The sequence below is a fragment of the Methylocaldum sp. RMAD-M genome (genome assembly GCF_017832375.1).
In the GTDB taxonomy this organism is placed as follows: domain Bacteria; phylum Pseudomonadota; class Gammaproteobacteria; order Methylococcales; family Methylococcaceae; genus Methylocaldum.
Genome location: NZ_JAFIBZ010000001.1, coordinates 165,493 through 181,699, shown reverse-complemented (window position 1 = coordinate 181,699; position 16,207 = coordinate 165,493). Strand labels below are relative to the sequence as shown.

Genomic DNA, 16,207 nt, shown 5'->3' with positions numbered 1-16,207 from the left:
AGACATCATGCACACCTTTACGATCCGCGATTTGCGCGACCGGACCGGCGAACTGGTACGCGATGCCGAAGCGGGCAAGCTTTCCGTCGTCACCAAACATGGGCAGCCGATCTTCGTAGCCGTACCCTTCGATGACTTCCTGTTGCGCGAGGGTGTGAATGTGGCCTTGGCGGTGAAACTGTTCGATGAGGAAGCACTGTCGCTCCGTGAAGCCGCCAAGCTGGCTGGCATGACGCTGGCCGAATTCATGGAAGAATGTTCGGCGCGTGAAATACCGGTGGTGCGTTATTCGCCGGAAGACCTGCGTCAGGAATTGGCGGACATGGATGACGTGTCTCGTCGCTGATAGCGGTCCGCTCATCGCGCTCGCCAAACTCGGTCTTTTGGATTTGCCCGTTCGATTGTTCACGCGCGCGGTGTTGCCGTCCACGGTATTCGCTGAATGCCTTGCCCAAGCACGGCGGCCCGACGCACAGGCGATAAAAACATTCGTCGAGGGAGGGCAACTCGACGTGGTGGACGATGCGGCCTGGCCCGAAGGAATTGCGGTTCCGCGCCTGGATGCCGGTGAAACCGCCGCCTTGGCGCTTGCGCATCAGTTAAAAGCCCACCTGCTTGTGGACGAATTGCGTGGACTCCGTGCTGCGCGGCGGTTGGGTGTGCCGATCGTGGGGGTCTGCGGTTTACTGCTGCTGGCGAAGCGGCAAGGGTATATCGACACCGTTGCGGTACCGATGGACGTGCTGCGCGCCCAGGGCTACTTTATCGCCCCCGATCTGCGCGCGGCCGTACTCGCCGCTGCGGGCGAAGACTGAGGCTGATACGCCATGACAGACCTTCTCCCTCCCCTCAAACCCATCGCCATGAAAGAGCGCATTTCGCTCATTTTCATCGAATACGGCGAAATCGACGTGCTCGACGGCTCGTTCGTGGTGATCGACAAGACCGGCGTGCGCACCCACATTCCGGTGGGCTCCATCGCCTGCATCATGCTGGAACCCGGAACGCGGGTGTCGCACCGGGCGGCGGCGCTGGCGGCGCGGGTCGGAACCTTGCTGGTCTGGGTGGGCGAAGCCGGGGTTCGGCTCTACGCCTCGGGGCAGCCGGGCGGCGCGCGCTCCGACCGTCTTCTGTATCAGGCCAAGCTCGCCCTGGACGAGGACGCCCGGCTCAAGGTGGTGCGCAAGATGTACGAGATTCGCTTCAAGGAAAAGCCGCCGGAGCGGCGCAGCGTCCAGCAGCTCCGCGGCATCGAGGGGGCGCGGGTGCGAAAGTTGTACGAACTGCTTGCCAAGCGCTATGGCGTCACCTGGAAGCACCGCAACTACGACGCCGACGAATGGGGCTCCGGCGATCTGCCCAACCGTTGCGTCAGCTCCGCCACCGCCTGTCTGTACGGCATCACCGAAGCCGCAGTGCTGGCAGCGGGTTACGCGCCGGCGGTGGGTTTCATCCACACCGGAAAACCCTTGTCATTCGTCTACGACATCGCCGACCTTTTCAAATTCGACACCGTCGTGCCGGTCGCCTTCAAGATCGCCTCCCAGCAGCCGGGCGAACCGGAACGCGCCGTCCGCCTCGCCTGCCGGGACGTCTTCCGGCAAACCAAGCTCCTGCAGCAGATCATCCCCACCATCGAAGACGTGCTCGCCGCGGGCGGCCTGGAACCGCCGGAAACCCCGGAAGACGCCGTCGGCCCCGCCATCCCCAACCCCAAGAGTCTCGGCGATGCTGGTCATCGTGGTTGAAAACGTTCCTCCCCGGCTGCGCGGCCGCCTGGGCGTGTGGCTGGTGGAAATTCGCGCCGGCGTTTACGTCGGCGATTTGTCGAAGCGTGTGCGCGAGATGCTCTGGACGCAAGTCGAAGCCGGCCTCGGAGACGGCAACGCCGTGATGGTATGGTCCACCAATACGGAATCGGGCTTCGACTTCGTAACCCTCGGCAAGAACCGGCGCATGCCGGTCGAACTGGACGGCCTGAAACTGGTGTCCTTCTATCCTCCCGAACCGGCCAACGGAGAGGGAAATAATGCTCTTTAACAACCCGGATTTTTCATTTTCAAAGCGGCGAATCGCCGGTAGAATTTCGACCGGTATTTTTTGCCAGTCCTAACAATAGGTTAGAAATGGTCTGTTCCCCACGTACGTGGGGATGAACCGATGCCCTGCTCCTTTTTCCGAGCCCGGTACGCCTGTTCCCCACGTACGTGGGGATGAACCGTCACTACTAATTCTGCGGGGGATGTCATCAATCTGTTCCCCACGTACGTGGGGATGAACCGGGATTCGTTGCAGGTTACGCCTCAGAGTATACCTGTTCCCCACGTACGTGGGGATGAACCGCTCTTTCCCCCGGTAAATATCCCTACCCTGCTCTGTTCCCCACGTACGTGGGGATGAACCGATTTGTCTCGAAATATTCTTGTGTAGTGTTGCCTGTTCCCCACGTACGTGGGGATGAACCGTGTCTTTCCGCCGCGCTCATGATTGAGTTCGCCTGTTCCCCACGTACGTGGGGATGAACCGAGATGCGAGACAGGATACGCGGAGTAAGAGCACTGTTCCCCACGTACGTGGGGATGAACCGAGCGTCGGCCCAAAACCACCGATCCTTGATCACTGTTCCCCACGTACGTGGGGATGAACCGTAATAGCAACAGCTAACTACGAACGGGAGAAACTGTTCCCCACGTACGTGGGGATGAACCGCTCAGAGAATCTTTGATATCCGACAGGAGATTCTGTTCCCCACGTACGTGGGGATGAACCGAGCACGGCCCTGGACCATTAACCGGGAACTTGCCTGTTCCCCACGTACGTGGGGATGAACCGGGGACTTTTGCGACGATTTACGCCGGTTATGGCTGTTCCCCACGTACGTGGGGATGAACCGCCCCCGAGCAAGTCAACACCCCGCCTGGAGCGCTGTTCCCCACGTACGTGGGGATGAACCGTTGCCACTCTTTGCAGCATGGAATAATCGAAACTGTTCCCCACGTACGTGGGGATGAACCGGAAAAACAGGACACAGGCCGCTGCGCAGCGGCCTGTTCCCCACGTACGTGGGGATGAACCGTCACAATGCGGGGCGCGCCAGCGGGCGCGTCTCTGTTCCCCACGTACGTGGGGATGAACCGGTCGCGGGGAAGCGTTTTACCGAGCAGCGTCACTGTTCCCCACGTACGTGGGGATGAACCGCCGAAAAAGCCGGGATGAGCCTGAACGAGGCGCTGTTCCCCACGTACGTGGGGATGAACCGTTCAGGCGGTACCTGAATAATCATTGGAGAATCTGTTCCCCACGTACGTGGGGATGAACCGGGGTCGAAAAACAGATCGCAGTTGACTATCTGCTGTTCCCCACGTACGTGGGGATGAACCGGAAAGGGGCTGGCCGTAAACCGAAGCCGGCATCTGTTCCCCACGTACGTGGGGATGAACCGGCCGTTGCCGAGGTCGGCACGTTCGGCGCGAACTGTTCCCCACGTACGTGGGGATGAACCGCGCCCGTATAAGTTGCCTAAGCGGGTATTCGACTGTTCCCCACGTACGTGGGGATGAACCGGCCGAAATCATCTGGCACTCCGATGGCAATATCTGTTCCCCACGTACGTGGGGATGAACCGGCAGACCAAATCACATCATGATCAGCGAGGACCTGTTCCCCACGTACGTGGGGATGAACCGGTGGAAAAGACGGCGTTTACATTTCCATAGTCCTGTTCCCCACATACGTGGGGATGAACCGCCCGCAATTCGTTGAACGTGATGAGATCGTCGCCTGTTCCCCACATACGTGGGGATGAACCGATTGTCAGCCCGCCCGGCCCCTTGCTTTCGAGCTGTTCCCCACATACGTGGGGATGAACCGGTCCGGCATCCGAGCGGCGGAATGACCTATCGCTGTTCCCCACATACGTGGGGATGAACCGCCGATGGCAATAGCCGCTAAGCCCAACATAGCCCTGTTCCCCACATACGTGGGGATGAACCGCCCAGTGCGAATACCACGATTACCCCAATAGCCTGTTCCCCACATACGTGGGGATGAACCGAATAAAACGACGGTTACGCCTCAGGCGGATGGCCTGTTCCCCACATACGTGGGGATGAACCGGTCAATCCGCTGAAAACTGCGCCAGCAATCGACTGTTCCCCACATACGTGGGGATGAACCGTATGCGGAACGCCTGCAAGCCGAGGACCGCAACTGTTCCCCACATACGTGGGGATGAACCTGGTAGTCCGTTCCAGGGCACCGCAAGTACACTTCCCTGTGGCCTCAGCCAGCCCGCCCATCCGGGGCGGGCGTTCGCGGCTCCTACGCCCGCCGCTCACCCCCACATGCGTGGGGATGAACCGGATAGTCCGTTCCAGGGCACCGCAAGTACACTTCCCTGTGGCCTCAGCCAGCCCGCCCATCCGGGGCGGGCGTTCGCGGCTCCTACGCCCGCCGCTCACCCCCACATGCGTGGGGATGAACCGGATAGTCCGTTCCAGGGCACCGCAAGTACACTTCCCTGTGGCCTCAGCCAGCCCGCCCGTCCGGGGCGGGCGTTCGCGGTTCCTATGCGCGCGGCTCGCCTCCACGTACGTTGTTCTACCAGTTCAAGCGCTGCGCGCTGTCCTTGATAATATTCGTTTCAATATGCCTACAGCCTGCTGTTTTCGGTTGATCTTCATATATTTGCCCGACGCGTCTCCGCTCATGTTCGCTCAGAGCAAAGAGTGCACGCCCATATTCAGACGCGATTTCGCCTTTGTTCAAACTCTTGAACTTGGAAACCGCCTTTCACCGCTCGGATCGACTCAAAAAGTCTCATGAATCCCGAGTGTTCCGGCTTTCAGCTTCCTCAACGTTTGAGGGGAGCCGCTACGCACCCGATCCTGGTTGCGGGAGACTACCCGGTCGCGGCTGTGCGCCGGCACCGCTCCCCGTCTCGCGCTTCTTCGACGGGGCTCTGGGCATACCCTTCGACTCGGGCTCAGGACAGGCTCGCCATCCGGCCAGCCCGCCGCACACTCGGGCACGTCCAACAGCCATTTCTAGGTTGAACGCACGGGTACGCTCCACGAATGTCTGGATGCGGACGAGATAATTGTCGAGAAATTTCTGTCGGATTTCCCGGCAACTCGAAACCCGGAGCGGTAAGATTCATAAATTTGTTAAATTCCGCAGGAAAAGCGGTAGAAAGATGGTGCGTCACCTTAAACGCCTTTTTTTGAACGGCTATGTATTGGCGGTATTGGCGACGTTCGCCGTAATGCTGATATTAAAGACTCTTCAGCCGATCTTCTGGGGGGCGCCTCCCCTGCTTCTTTTTCTGGTCGCGGTTCTGTTCGCGACTTGGCTAGGCGGGTTTCGAGCCGGGTTCCTTGCCACCGTGTTAAGCGCCGCCGTAGGGGCCTACTTTTTGGAAGAACCTGTCGATTCGCTGTTCATCGTCGAAGAAAGGGAGAGACTCCGCGTAGTGTTGTTGTTGGCGGTTGGCACGCTGATGAGTCTGGTGGTCGCGCGTTTGCGAACGATGGAACGGCGGGCGCTGCATGAGGTACTTGAACGAAAGGCTCAGCTCAGGACCGAAATCGCCGAACATCGGCAAACCGAAAAACGGCGATCCGAACTGGAGGAAAAGTTGGCCAACATCGTGGCCACGGTGCCGCTGGCCATTTGCTCCTTTCGATTCAAACCCGACGGCACCATTTGCCTTCCCTACGCCAGCCCCAGATGGACGGAAATTTACGGCATTCCGCCCGAGAACTTAGCGGATGATGCGGAACCCGCCTTCGCCCTGGTTCATCCCGACGATCTCGAATACTTGCGCGCTACGATCGCCGGATCGGCGCGCGCCCTGTCCGATTGGCAAGCCGAATGGCGCGTGCGACACCCGATCAGGGGCGAAATCTGGATCGAAGGAAGCGCCGTGCCCAAACTCGAACCGGATGGCAGCATCCTCGCGCACGGCTTCATCCGCGACATCACCGAGCGCAAGAAAGCCGAAGAGGCGCTGCGCCAAAGCAACGAAGAACTGTCCGTCCTGTTCGATGCGGTTCCGATACCCGTATGGATTGCCGACGACGTCGCTTGCGGCACTGTAAGAGGCAATCCTGCCGCAGCGGCTTTCACCGGTGTCGCTGCCGAATCGAATGTCGGCGAGACGGCAGGGCGCCCATCCGAATCAACCATCCGCAGCACCGAGGCTCCGCTCACGCCCGTCGAATCGACCTTGCGCCGGGCGATCGCGGCAGATCAGCCGGTCGAGGAAACCTCGCTGGAGTTCGTTTTTCCCACGGGCGAACGTCACTACCTCGCCGGCCGGGCAACGCCGCTGTTCGATAGTGGCGGCTCCCCGCGCGGCGCTGTCGCGGCCTTGGCCGATATTACGCCGCTGGTGCGGGACTTCGTGCAAAGCGAAACGCGGTTTCATGCTTTCATGGACAATAGTCCGGCCGTAGCCTGGATGAAAGATACGCAAGGACGATATGTGTACATGAGCAAGGTTCGTGACGACCGCCTCGGAGTGCGACCGGAGGATTGGCTCGGAAAAACGGATTTCGAACTTTGGCCGCGAGAGATTGCAGAGCAGTTCCAAAAGAACGACAGGGAGGCCTTGATCAGCGGCAAGACGGTCGAGACCACTGAAACAACCCCCGATCTCACCGGGGAACGCCGCTGCTGGTGGGTTTTCAAGTTTCCGTTCGAAGATCCCGCGGGGACCCAATTCGTCGGCGGCATCGGCATCGACATTACCGAGCGCCGGCGCGTCGAGGAAGCGCTGCAAGCCAGCGAAGCTCTGAATCGCGCCATACTCGACTCGCTGCTCGAGCACGTAGCCGTAGTCGACCGGGAGGGAAACATCCTGGCAGTCAACCAAGCCTGGCAGCGCTTCGCGCGCGAAAACGGTCCGCAACCCGGAACACCGGTCCCGAATACGGATATCGGAGCGAATTATCTGAAGGTGTGCCGCACCAGTTCCGGCGGAGTTTCGGACGATGCCCTAACGGCATACACCGGCATTCTGAGCGTGCTGAAAGGCGAGCGGGAAAGTTTCGCGATCGAGTATCCCTGCCATGCCCCGGATCGGGAACGCTGGTTCGTCATGCAAGTCACCCCGCTCGGAGCGCCGCCCGGAGCGGCGGTGATTTCGCATACGAACATCACCGAGCGCAAAAAAGCGGAGCAAATGCTCCGCGAAGCCGACCAGCGGAAAACCGAATTCCTCGCCATGCTCGGCCATGAGCTTAGGAACCCTCTGGCTCCGATCCGCAATGCCGTGCAGATCATGCGCAGGCTCGACTTGGACAATCCAAAGATACTCTGGGCTCGCGACATGGTGGACCGGCAGGTGGACCACCTGGCTCGGCTGGTCGACGACCTCCTGGATGTGTCGCGGATCGTTCAGGGCAAGCTGACCCTGCACAAGACTCCGCTGGATATCGCCACGGTCGTACGACAGGCGATCGAGACCAGCCAATCGTATATCGACGCCCAGCATCATACATTGTCCGTTTCGATGCCCGATGAACCGATGCCGCTCGAGGGCGATCCCGTGCGCCTGACCCAAGTGGTGTCCAATCTGCTCAACAACGCGGCCAAGTACACCCGGCAGGGAGGGCGAATCTGGCTGACGGTTACCCGCGACGACGGCGACGCGGTGATCTCGGTGCGCGATACGGGAGAAGGTATTCCCGGCACCTTATTGCCCTATCTATTCGATATTTTCACCCAAGGCCAACGTACCCTGGACCGCGCGCAAGGCGGGCTGGGCCTAGGCTTGACCATCGTTCGGAAAATCGTGGAACTGCATGAGGGAAGGATCGAGGCGAAAAGCGAAGGCCCCGGCAAAGGCAGCGAGTTTATTGTCCATCTCCCCCTTATTTCCGCACTTCCATGACTTTATAGCCGCCGGCTTCGGCTAGCGTTTTTTCATGCTCGGCGTACGTCCGAACCAGTTTTTCGTAAGGCAAATGCCGATTGGCGACGACGTAGAGACGGCCGCCGGGCTTGAGGGAAGCCAGAGCCGCGCGGATGAATGCCTGGCCCAGGCCGGGCTCCGCCTCCCGGCCGGAGTGAAACGGCGGGTTCATGACGACGAAATCGAGCCGGTCGATGGGCAACCCCGCAGTGACGTCGTGCCAATGGAAATGTAGCTGAACACCGTGGGCAAACGCGGCGAGGTTGCGCCGGGCAGCTTCCAGCGCTTTCCATTCGGCCTCGAACAGGTGCAGCTCGGCGACGGAGCGAGAACGAGCGAGCAGCATCCGGCTCAAATAGCCGTAACCGGCGCCGAGGTCGGCGCCACGTCCCGTCAGATCATCCGGCAGATACTCGGCGAGCAGGCGCGAGCCGGGGTCGATGCGGTTCCAGCTGAATACGCCGGGGCGGCTCACCAGATCCGTTCCCGGAATCGGCTGAAGTTCGCCGGCGCCAAGCCAGGATGCCAGCAGCGCTTGGTCGAGCCGGGCCGTTTCCTTTGTTCCGCAGAATACCCGGCATTTATGCTTGCTGAACGATCGAACGACGCCGAGCAGTTCCGCGCAGCGTTTTTCCAGCGAGGACGCGCCCAGGTCATTGGCGGCGGCAACCACGAGGGTCCCGCCCTCGCTCAGCAGGGAAACCGCCCGCGCCATGTGGTAAAGGGTCTCTTCCTTGTGCTTGGTCGCAAAAACGATGCAGAGACCGGACGGCGCATCGGGATCGGCGACGACTTTAAAGCCGAGCTTGACTAGCGCATCTGCTTCCGGCTTGTAAGTTTGCTGGCACAGTATCGAGTGTCCGTCCAAGCGCCGGAGATAGTCTCCCGGTATGGCGCGAAAAATCAGAACATCGCCTTTGCTTTCGACGGCGTGTTGCTCGAGAAATTTGTCCAGGGCCGAAGCTTGGGGATTCATGGGTGTCGGTGTGAGAGAGAACTTTCCGCTAGTTCCCAAGCCGGAGCTTGGGAACTAGCGCATGTGTCGGCAAAGGATTGCCGACCTACCAAGCCCGCATCGCTAGAACAAGTAGGTCGGCAATCCTTGCCGACAGCTGTGTCGACGACGGATTTTTCATTTTTGCCCGCCCGATTGGTAGTATACAGGCATACGGTCCCATCCCGTTTCCACAAGAACTCATGTCCAGCCCGGTCAAACTCCCTTATTTCGACGCCCTTTTGAATCTCCTGGATCGTGGCCATCCGGCCGTCGATCAAGCTTTCGGACGTCATGTCCACTGGGGATACTGGCCAGACCCCAAGCAGGCGGACGTCTCGCCGGAAGATTTCGCGCTAGCGGCCGAACGGCTTACCGAATTGGTCTATATGGCGGCCGAGGTCGATGACGGTCAGCGGATATTGGACGCAGGCTGCGGCTTCGGAGGCACGGTCGCAAGCCTCAACGGGCGATTCCGGGACATCGACGTTTCCGGTCTGAATATCGATCGGCGGCAGCTGCGGCGCGCGAGCGAACGCGTTTCGGCCGAGCCCGGAAACGTCTTGAACTGGGTTCAGGCCGACGCCTGCGTCCTGCCCTTCGCCGACCGCAGTTTCGACACGGTTCTGGCGGTCGAATGCATTTTTCATTTCCCGAGCCGGAAAAGGTTCTTCGAAGAGGCGTACCGGGTGCTGAAACCCGGCGGGCGGTTGGCCTTGTCGGACTTCGTCCCGACACCGTTATTGCGCCCCGCCATGACTGTCGCTTCCCGCTGGCCGGCCTCGGCCGGTTTTTACGGGCGCTGCAAGTTTCACAGCACCTTGCGGGACTATCGCCGCCTGGCCGAGGAAACCGGATTCATCGTTCGGCACGAACAGGACATTACGTCCCACACTCTGCCCACTTACAATTTCGTGCGGAAGCTGGCCAAGGACATGTCGGTGAAAACGGTGTCGGCGATCATCGAGACGCTGTTTGCCGAATGGGCCAGCCGCCTGGGGCTTCTGCGCTATTTGGTGCTGGCTTTCGAGAAACCCGGCTAAGGAACTATTCGGTCGAGGCGTCAAGTTCCGATTCCGGCGTAGGGTGGGTTAGGCGCGCATTATTCCATTCGGCATTCGAGTGAACATTACGTAGGGTGGGTTAGCGGAGCGTAACCCACCGATTCGAGGTCGCTCGGTGGGTTACGGCCTCGCGGCCTAACCCACCCTACAATCTGCGGTCGTTTTCAAGCAGAACGGAATGTCCTTGGCGAACGACTCCCAAGGAACTGTTCCGACCTCAGGCGGTCCGATCGAGCGATCGACATCTTGAGAACTGTCCGGCTCCATTAGTTTTTCACGATTTGGTTCAATCGAGCATTTATTATCGGCTCGATATGGTTTAATAACGGGTTAACAGTCTTAACGAGCTTCAATCGATTCCATGAATTGGCAACAGTTTTTTTCCATGGGCGGCTACGGCTTTTATGTGTGGACGTCCTACGGTTTGATGTTTGTCGTTTTGGGCCTCAATCTCTTCTGGGCGGTACGCCGGAAATCCGAGGTGATGAAGAGCATCGCGCGCCGGGCGAAGCAGGAGGGTAGACGGTCATGACCCCGCGCCGCCGCCGCATGATCGTGGTCGGGCTGATTCTGATCGGGGTCAGCATCGCGACTTTTCTCGCGCTTACCGCATTCCAGAAGAATCTGCTGTACTTCTATACCCCTTCGCAGGTCGCCGCCGGCGAAGCGCCCAAGGGTTACCCGTTCCGTGTGGGCGGACTGGTGGTTCAGGGCAGCGTTCAGCGCGAACCCGACAGCTTGACCGTACGCTTCTCGGTCACCGACGGAACCTCGACGGTTCCCATCCATTACACCGGAATCCTGCCCGATTTGTTCCGTGAGGGTCAGGGCATCATCTCGGTCGGGCAGATCAACGCGGAAGGCGTGTTCGAGGCCAGCGAAGTGCTCGCCAAGCACGACGAGAACTACATGCCGCCGGAAGTCGCCGACGCGCTGAAGCAAAGCGGGCAGGTGTCCACCAGTTATAAGGATTACCAGAAATGATCGCGGAACTGGGGCATATCGCCTTGATCATGGCGCTGTTCATGGCGCTGTTGCAGTCCGTGTTTCCGCTGCTGGGCTCGGCCCGTGGCGTACCGGTCTGGATGGCGGTGGGGCGCGCCGCCGGGCGCGCTCAATTCTTCTTTCTGGCCGTGGCCTTCCTCTGCCTGATCGGGAGTTTCGTAAGCCACGATTTTTCCGTGCTCTACGTGGCGCGGAACTCCAATACCGCCCTGCCCCTTTATTACCGCATTTCGGCCGCCTGGGGCGCCCACGAGGGCTCGATGCTGCTCTGGGCTTTGATCATGGGGCTGTGGACGGTGATGGTGACGATCTTCAGCCGCAGCCTGTCCGAGGAATTCCTGGCGCGCGTCTTAGGTGTCATGGGCCTGGTCAGCGTCGGCATCCTGCTGTTCATTCTGCTGACCTCCAATCCCTTCGAGCGCCACTTCCCGCCGCCCGCCGACGGCAACGATCTCAATCCTTTGCTGCAGGACATCGGCATGACGGTTCATCCGCCGATGCTGTACATGGGCTACGTCGGGCTCTCGGTAGCGTTCAGCTTCGCCATCGCGGCCCTGCTCGGCGGTTCCCTGGATTCGGCCTGGGCACGCTGGTCGCGGCCCTGGACCCTGATCGCCTGGGTGTTCCTGACCTTCGGCATCGTGCTCGGTTCCTGGTGGGCCTATTACGAACTCGGCTGGGGCGGCTGGTGGTTCTGGGACCCGGTGGAAAACGCCTCGTTCATGCCCTGGCTGGTCGCGACCGCCCTGCTCCACTCGCTGGCGGTCACCGAAAAGCGCGGCGCTTTCAAGGCCTGGACCGTGCTGCTCGCCATCTTCGCCTTTTCGCTGAGCCTTCTCGGAACCTTCCTGGTCCGTTCCGGCGTCCTGACCTCGGTGCACGCCTTCGCCTCGGACCCGGCGCGAGGACTGTTCATCCTGGTCTTCCTGGCCATCGTGGTCGGAAGTTCGTTGCTGCTTTACGCGGTCCGCGCGCCGACCGTCAAGGACCGGGTCCGCTACGGCTTCGTGTCCAAGGAAAATCTTCTGCTGCTGAACAATGTCCTGCTGGTCACGGCCGCCGCGAGTATTCTGCTGGGAACGCTTTATCCCCTGATTCTTGACGCCTTGCAGCTGGGCAAGATTTCGGTCGGTTCGCCGTATTTCGCCAGCGTGTTCGGCCCGTTGATGGCGCCCATTTTTCTTTTGGCCGGCATCGCACCGATGTTCGCCTGGCGCGAGGCCGACCTCGGCAAGATCGGGCGGCGCGTGCGCCACGTGTTTCTCGGAAGCCTGGTGCTGGGCGTGGTTTCCACCGCGGTTTTCTGGGACGCCAAGGACATCAAGACCATGGCGGGACTCGGCATGGCGTTCTGGCTCGCGGCCAGCGCGCTGTTAAGCCTCTGGAACCGGGTCCGTCTGCGCGGAACCGCGATTCAGGGCCTCAAGACGCAGTCCCGCAGCGTGTACGGCATGACCCTGGCCCATATCGGCATCGCGGTATTTCTCACCGGCGTCGTCCTGTCCGACCGCTACAGCGAGGAAAAGATCGTGCGGCTCGCACCGGGCGAGTCTTCGACGTTGGGCGATTACACGTTTACGTTCAAGGGTGTGACCGAGGTGCAAGGCCCCAATTTCATCGCTCAGCAAGGCGATTTCCGCGTGCAGCGGGGCGACCGGGAGGCGGCCGAACTCCGGCCGCAAAAGCGCATTTACCGCGTGCAGCGCAATACCATGACCGAAGCGGCCATCGATCCAGGCCTCACCCGCGATCTGTATGTCGCTCTCGGCGAGCGGATGGATGCCGGTGCCTGGAGCGTGCGGCTCTATTACAAGCCGTTCATCCGCTGGATCTGGCTGGGCGGATTATTGATGATGACCGGCGGCCTGTTCTCCGCCGCGGACCGCCGCTACCGTTTGGCGACCCGCCAGGCGGAAGCCTGGAGCGAGTCGGCGGAAAGCAAGCCGGCGTGACAGTAAAGATCACTAGCGTTGAGCATGGGGAATCCACCCGTTTGTAGTGACGTAGGGTGCGGTGAGGCACGAACCGCACCGATTTTGCCGCCATGGTTCCGGTTGAGATTCGTCGGCAAAGGATTGCCGACCTACCTCGCTGCTGCGCGGGTTCCCGCGCTCCGGCTTGCTGTCGTTCGGGAAGCGAACGCTTCCAGGGTGGCGTTCCCAACCGGAAGATTGGGAACGCGCGTATACTCGCCAACTATTTTTTCCGATTTATAGATAGTACGTCCCTTCTCGTAACCGCATCTTCATAACCCATCATGCGCTATCTCATTCCATTGGCCGTGTTCGCCGTCATGGTGATCTTTCTCGGCATCGGTCTGACTCTGAATCCCAAGGAAGTGCCTTCGCCCTTCATCGGCAAGCCGGCGCCCATGTTCGCCCTGCCCCAGGTGGCGGATGCCGGCAAGACCCTGAGCAGCGACGATCTCAAGGGTCAGGTCAGTCTGGTGAATGTTTGGGCGTCCTGGTGCACGTCCTGCCGGGAAGAGCACCCGGTGCTGCTGCAACTCGCCAAGCAGAACATCGTTCCCATCTACGGCCTTAACTACAAGGACGAGCGGGATAACGCCCTAACCTGGCTGCAGCGCTTCGGCGATCCCTATACCGCGAGCGCCTTCGATCCCGAAGGCAAGACCGGCATCGACTGGGGCGTGTACGGCGTGCCGGAAACCTTCGTCGTCGATCGCGACGGCATCATCCGCCACAAGCAGACCGGACCGATCACGCCCGAAATCCTGGAAAAGAAACTACTCCCCCTGATCCGCCAATTACAGGCCAAGTCTTCATGATGCATCGGTTACTGCCGTTCCTGCTGATTCTTCCCTTTACCGTTCAAGCCATCGAAATCCGCGAGTTCGACGATCCGGCCAAGCAACAGCGCTACGAGCGCCTGATCGAAGAGCTTCGCTGCCTGGTCTGCCAGAACCAGTCCCTGGCCGATTCCGATGCCGATCTGGCAAAGGACCTGCGGGACGAGGTCTACACCATCATCCAAAGCGGCAAGAACGAAGAGGAAGCGGTCAAATTCCTGACCGATCGCTACGGCGATTTCGTGCTCTATCGCCCGCCTTTCAAAATGACGACGGCTCTTCTGTGGGTCGGGCCGTTCCTACTCTTGGCCGGCGGAGGCGCTTTTCTATGGCGACAGGTGAGACGCCGCAACACGGGCGAGGACCTGACGCTTACCGATGAAGAAAAGAAGCGCCTGGAGCGGCTTCGAAACAATCTCGAAGGGTAAATATCGATGACGGGTTTCTGGCTTTCGGCCGTACTGCTTTTGATAGTGGGCTACGTCTTTTTCCTTCCCGCGCTCCTCGGCAAGACCGGCAGCGGGCGGATAAACCGGGCGCGGCTCAATCTCCTTCTGCACCGGCAGCGGCAAACCGAACTCGCCCAGGAAGCGGCAAGCCCCGAGGATCTGGAGCGCCTGACCGCGGAATCCGAACGGAATCTGCTCGGGGATCTCGAGGCTGCCGAAGAGACGAAAGCTCAGTCGAGCAACCGCGGCCGCTCGGCCGTCCTGGCCACGCTCGCGATCGTTCCGGTACTGGCCTTGACGCTTTACCTCGCGCTGGGCCGCATCGACCTGATCGGCGCACGTGCGCCGAACAACATGGCCGATGTCCAGGACAGCATACGCCAGCTGGCGGAAAGGCTGGCCAAGCAGCCGAACGATCTGGAGGGCTGGGTATTGCTGGCCCGCTCGCTGCAAGCGACCGATCAGCCGGACAAGGCGGTAACGGCCTATGAATTCGCCCTCAAGCTCGCCCCCGAGGATCTGGACGTCAAGGCTTTGTATGCCCAGGCTCTCGCGGAAACCCATCAGGGCAGCATGGCCGGCAAGCCGACCGAAATCGTCGACGAAATCCTGAAGAAGAATCCCGATCACCAAACCGCGCTCTGGATGGCGGGAATCGCCGCCGCCGAACGGAAGGACGCGGCCAAGACCGTGGAGTATTGGGAAAGACTGAAAAAGCAATTCGGGCCTGGCAGCGAAGAGGCCAAGCAGATTGAGGGATACATCGCCCAGGTCCAAGGACTCCCCGCCCAAACAACGCCGTCGGAACCCGCCGCCGCAACGGGCGCGGGCAAACAGATCCGCGTTACGGTGACCCTGGCGGAAAATCTGAAAAGCCGGGTTGCGCCGGACGATGCCCTTTTCGTCTTCGCCCGTGCGGCCGAAGGCCCCCCCATGCCTTTGGCGGTCGTCCGCAAGCAGGCAAAAGACCTGCCGGTAAAAGTCGTGCTGGACGACTCCATGTCCATGATGCAGGGCATGACGCTCTCTACCGCCGACCGCATCGTGATCGGGGCGCGCATTTCGAAGAGCGGACAGCCGAAAGCCGAGGCCGGCGACCTGCAAGGCTTGACTGAAGCCGTGGCGCCCGAGGATAACGGCAGCTACAAGATCGTCGTCGACCGGATCGTCGGCGAATAGACTGGGCGCTAACCTGCTCCCGGTTGCGACACCGCATCCAGTTCTGAACGGCGGATCATGGAGGATCTTGTGGAGCGGGCTTTAGCCCGCGATATCGAATGGCATTGAGTCGCGGGCTAAACCCAGCTCCCACTGTTGTAGGTCGGCAATCCCTTGCCGACGTAAGCCGTTGGCCGCCCGTCGGCGTCGGGAAAGGATTCCCGACCTACTTTGGGGCAGGTCGCAGAAATCGTAGTTGTAGGTCGGCAATCCTTTGCCGACAATGGGTCTCTTCAAACCGCACGCCCCGGTCTCACCGCCGGCACTGGACCTTTAGCGAATTGATATTGCGGTGGAAATTCAGGTCGCCCAGATGGTGTTCCTTGGTTCCGGGCCCGAAACTGATCTTCAAATCCTGGGCACTCCCGATGTCCTTTTCTCCCAAAGCTTGAAGCTCTTTCTGGTGATAGATCGGTCCCTGGGGTGTATCCTCGAAATTTTCCTGCCGAAAGGCATAAATCTCCGCATCCGGACCAACAACCAGGCTTTCGATGCGATTGCTCCAGTCCTCGCCGCTCAGTGACTTGAGGTTGGACAGTTCGACGGGTCCTTTCAAGCGAACGTGGGAACCTTGGTAATCCGCCTTATCATAGAGATCCAGCCAGCATTCCTTCGCAGCTGCCGCCCAACTCGCGGACCACAACAAAACAGCCGCGAAAAGAAAAGATGTGAACCTGCCAAGCCTAGGAGCGAACTTGGTATACATGGCAAACTCCCTATATTTCGAAGGTTGGTCTGCAAACAGCCGCAACG

The 16,207-nt window shown here is 60.3% G+C and carries 14 protein-coding genes and 1 CRISPR repeat array; of the genes, 12 read left to right on the top strand and 2 right to left on the bottom strand.

Features of this window, described 5'->3' with window-relative positions; genetic code table 11:
• Positions 1–7: 7 nt before the first annotated feature.
• The 5 genes from JOD69_RS00770 to JOD69_RS00750 all read left to right on the top strand — a co-directional run bounded on the left by JOD69_RS00770 (position 8) and on the right by JOD69_RS00750 (position 7,894).
• Positions 8–346, top strand: a complete 339-nt coding sequence (locus tag JOD69_RS00770; protein ID WP_086135105.1) for a type II toxin-antitoxin system prevent-host-death family antitoxin — start codon at positions 8–10, stop codon at positions 344–346.
• Positions 327–815 carry a DUF3368 domain-containing protein gene (locus JOD69_RS00765; protein ID WP_210023741.1) on the top strand — a complete coding sequence of 163 codons (489 nt, stop codon included), beginning with the start codon at positions 327–329 and terminating at the stop codon, positions 813–815. The genes JOD69_RS00770 and JOD69_RS00765 overlap by 20 nt, the downstream gene beginning before the upstream one ends.
• 12 nt (positions 816–827) lie before the next feature.
• A complete protein-coding gene (gene cas1e / locus JOD69_RS00760) occupies positions 828–1,748 on the top strand; it encodes a type I-E CRISPR-associated endonuclease Cas1e (protein WP_210023740.1) in 921 nt (306 codons plus the stop codon).
• The gene (gene cas2e, locus JOD69_RS00755) at positions 1,729–2,040 is read left to right on the top strand and encodes a type I-E CRISPR-associated endoribonuclease Cas2e (protein WP_210023738.1); all 312 of its coding nucleotides are present in this window, start codon (positions 1,729–1,731) and stop codon (positions 2,038–2,040) included. Before cas1e ends, cas2e begins: the two co-directional genes overlap by 20 nt.
• A 91-nt stretch (positions 2,041–2,131) precedes the next feature.
• Positions 2,132–4,238: direct repeats of the CRISPR family, unit length 29 nt; unit sequence CTGTTCCCCACGTACGTGGGGATGAACCG.
• Positions 4,239–5,194: 956 nt separating this feature from the next.
• Positions 5,195–7,894 (top strand): PAS domain-containing protein, encoded by a 2,700-nt coding sequence (locus JOD69_RS00750; RefSeq protein WP_210023737.1) that lies wholly within the window; start codon positions 5,195–5,197, stop codon positions 7,892–7,894.
• Here JOD69_RS00750 and JOD69_RS00745 read toward each other — a convergent pair.
• Positions 7,875–8,891 carry a class I SAM-dependent methyltransferase gene (locus tag JOD69_RS00745; RefSeq protein ID WP_086133609.1) on the bottom strand — a complete coding sequence of 339 codons (1,017 nt, stop codon included), beginning with the start codon at positions 8,889–8,891 and terminating at the stop codon, positions 7,875–7,877. The two genes, JOD69_RS00750 and JOD69_RS00745, sit on opposite strands and share 20 nt — an antisense overlap.
• Positions 8,892–9,112: 221 nt before the next feature.
• On the opposite strand from JOD69_RS00745, the gene JOD69_RS00740 reads away from it, so the two are divergent.
• The 7 genes from JOD69_RS00740 (at position 9,113) to ccmI (ending at position 15,415) form a co-directional block, all read left to right on the top strand.
• Positions 9,113–9,952: a class I SAM-dependent methyltransferase gene (locus tag JOD69_RS00740; RefSeq protein WP_210023733.1), complete on the top strand. Its 840-nt coding sequence runs from the start codon at positions 9,113–9,115 to the stop codon at positions 9,950–9,952.
• Positions 9,953–10,334: 382 nt separating this feature from the next.
• Complete coding sequence (gene ccmD / locus JOD69_RS00735) at positions 10,335–10,505, top strand: heme exporter protein CcmD (protein WP_077732806.1); 171 nt, start codon at positions 10,335–10,337, stop codon at positions 10,503–10,505.
• Positions 10,502–10,957 (top strand): cytochrome c maturation protein CcmE, encoded by a 456-nt coding sequence (ccmE, locus tag JOD69_RS00730; protein WP_086133611.1) that lies wholly within the window; start codon positions 10,502–10,504, stop codon positions 10,955–10,957. Before ccmD ends, ccmE begins: the two co-directional genes overlap by 4 nt.
• On the top strand, positions 10,954–12,930 hold the full coding sequence (locus JOD69_RS00725) for a heme lyase CcmF/NrfE family subunit (RefSeq protein ID WP_086133612.1): 1,977 nt from the start codon (positions 10,954–10,956) through the stop codon (positions 12,928–12,930). The genes ccmE and JOD69_RS00725 overlap by 4 nt, the downstream gene beginning before the upstream one ends.
• Positions 12,931–13,235: 305 nt before the next feature.
• On the top strand, positions 13,236–13,766 hold the full coding sequence (locus JOD69_RS00720; RefSeq protein ID WP_210023732.1) for a DsbE family thiol:disulfide interchange protein: 531 nt from the start codon (positions 13,236–13,238) through the stop codon (positions 13,764–13,766).
• Complete coding sequence (locus JOD69_RS00715) at positions 13,763–14,215, top strand: cytochrome c-type biogenesis protein (RefSeq protein WP_086133613.1); 453 nt, start codon at positions 13,763–13,765, stop codon at positions 14,213–14,215. The genes JOD69_RS00720 and JOD69_RS00715 overlap by 4 nt, the downstream gene beginning before the upstream one ends.
• 6 nt (positions 14,216–14,221) lie before the next feature.
• Positions 14,222–15,415 carry a c-type cytochrome biogenesis protein CcmI gene (gene ccmI, locus JOD69_RS00710; protein WP_210023731.1) on the top strand — a complete coding sequence of 398 codons (1,194 nt, stop codon included), beginning with the start codon at positions 14,222–14,224 and terminating at the stop codon, positions 15,413–15,415.
• 292 nt (positions 15,416–15,707) lie between these two features.
• Here the strand turns inward: ccmI and JOD69_RS00705 are convergent, their stop codons facing one another.
• Entirely contained in the window at positions 15,708–16,160 is a 453-nt protein-coding gene (locus JOD69_RS00705; RefSeq protein ID WP_077732770.1) for a beta/gamma crystallin domain-containing protein, read from the bottom strand.
• Between the last annotated feature and the right edge of the window lie 47 nt (positions 16,161–16,207).

Bases quoted from the DNA above. Each gene is read 5' to 3' on its own strand.
- ccmI (WP_210023731.1), top strand. From the start codon at position 14,222: ATGACGGGTTTCTGGCTTTCGGCCGTACTGCTTTTGATAGTGGGCTAC.
- JOD69_RS00720 (WP_210023732.1), top strand. From the start codon at position 13,236: ATGCGCTATCTCATTCCATTGGCCGTGTTCGCCGTCATGGTGATCTTT.
- cas2e (WP_210023738.1), top strand. From the start codon at position 1,729: ATGCTGGTCATCGTGGTTGAAAACGTTCCTCCCCGGCTGCGCGGCCGC.
- JOD69_RS00770 (WP_086135105.1), top strand. From the start codon at position 8: ATGCACACCTTTACGATCCGCGATTTGCGCGACCGGACCGGCGAACTG.
- JOD69_RS00750 (WP_210023737.1), top strand. From the start codon at position 5,195: ATGGTGCGTCACCTTAAACGCCTTTTTTTGAACGGCTATGTATTGGCG.
- ccmE (WP_086133611.1), top strand. From the start codon at position 10,502: ATGACCCCGCGCCGCCGCCGCATGATCGTGGTCGGGCTGATTCTGATC.
- JOD69_RS00740 (WP_210023733.1), top strand. From the start codon at position 9,113: ATGTCCAGCCCGGTCAAACTCCCTTATTTCGACGCCCTTTTGAATCTC.
- cas1e (WP_210023740.1), top strand. From the start codon at position 828: ATGACAGACCTTCTCCCTCCCCTCAAACCCATCGCCATGAAAGAGCGC.
- JOD69_RS00745 (WP_086133609.1), bottom strand. From the start codon at position 8,891: ATGAATCCCCAAGCTTCGGCCCTGGACAAATTTCTCGAGCAACACGCC.
- JOD69_RS00725 (WP_086133612.1), top strand. From the start codon at position 10,954: ATGATCGCGGAACTGGGGCATATCGCCTTGATCATGGCGCTGTTCATG.
- JOD69_RS00765 (WP_210023741.1), top strand. From the start codon at position 327: ATGACGTGTCTCGTCGCTGATAGCGGTCCGCTCATCGCGCTCGCCAAA.
- JOD69_RS00705 (WP_077732770.1), bottom strand. From the start codon at position 16,160: ATGTATACCAAGTTCGCTCCTAGGCTTGGCAGGTTCACATCTTTTCTT.
- ccmD (WP_077732806.1), top strand. From the start codon at position 10,335: ATGAATTGGCAACAGTTTTTTTCCATGGGCGGCTACGGCTTTTATGTG.
- JOD69_RS00715 (WP_086133613.1), top strand. From the start codon at position 13,763: ATGATGCATCGGTTACTGCCGTTCCTGCTGATTCTTCCCTTTACCGTT.